We start from the raw sequence: 1,150 nt of genomic DNA, 5'->3' as shown, positions 1-1,150 counted from the left end.
TTGAGCCGGTTATGGGTCGAGCACAACACCTGCATGTTCTCGGCGCTGGTGGCCCCGCCGTGGGAGAAGGGGACGATGTGGTCGTACTGCGACCAGCTACGCGGCACATCACAACCCTCGTGCCACTCGCAGTAGGACTTCTTGAACCCCGCCGCTTGACGGACCGGATCCGGAGCGCACCGCTGCTTACGCCCCACATCCAGCAGGGTGCGGCCTTGTTCGTCGGTGAGGAACCGGCGCAACCAGCTGTGGGGGGTCAGGCGGGCCACCATCTGATCGGGCAACACCACACCATCCTCGGTGACGGCCGGCTCTGCGGTGCCGTCTCCGAGGAAGCGTTTGAGGGGGACGGTGATGTTGAGGGTCGCCAACGGTTGGCGGCTCAGGCTGGAGCAATCCCGATGGATCAGAGCGGTCTCGAAGATCCGCATCATCGCGTCATAAGTGCGCTGATGCTTCGGCATCGCCGCGTTCTCCGGCCCATACGGCTGCGTGTAAGCCTGCAGAGCGGCCTGGATCAGCTCGTTATCGGCCCCCGGCCCCCACATCCGCAACAGAAACCCGGACTCGAACGTGGGCGAGAACTGGGCGCCCCGGTTCTCGAACGTTTCGTCGTAGTCCCGGTCGGCTTTATCGGGGTCCAGGCGGGCGACGAACCATTTCGCCGCGTCCCGCAACTGGCGCACCGAAGCCTGCGGGCACTCGGCCTTGAAACCGATCAACCCGAGTTCCAACCGGGCCCGAAACCCCTCCACCGAAGGACGCTGGGCACGGAATTCCTCATCCGCCGTTTCCAGGACTTTCGCCCACTCACCCACAGCCTTTTCGGTGGAGGTCGCGATGGCGCACGCCTCACCCAGCGACAAGACCTCACCTTGGAAGGCTTCTTCCACCAAGGGCAGTTGCTGCTTGTACAAAGCGCGGGCGAGGGTGGCGAGGCTCTTGGCCTCGGCCGGGGAGGTCCCCCACTGGTGGGTGATCCACGCCTGGATACTGCGCTGGCCGCCCTCTTCCAACAGGGCACCGGTGGCCTCCATACGGGCCAGGGCGGGCAGCATCCCGTAGCGGATCCGGTCTGTTTCCTGGTTGAGCCGGCGAAACTGTGCGAGCACATCGCCCTCGCACCCGAACGGGATATCCCGGCCGGAGA

Annotated in this window: 1 protein-coding gene; it reads right to left on the bottom strand. The window is 65.2% G+C overall.

Features of this window, described 5'->3' with window-relative positions; all coding sequences use genetic code 11:
* A partial coding sequence (locus ACWGKS_RS30060; protein WP_452525120.1) for a DUF222 domain-containing protein occupies positions 1–1,112 on the bottom strand: 1,112 nt, incomplete at its 3' end.
* Positions 1,113–1,150 lie beyond the last annotated feature (38 nt).

It is taken from the genome of Nocardiopsis sp. NPDC055879 (assembly GCF_053615935.1).
Note: the sequence above shows the minus strand (reverse complement) of the source record. Positions and strands in the feature narration are given on the sequence as shown.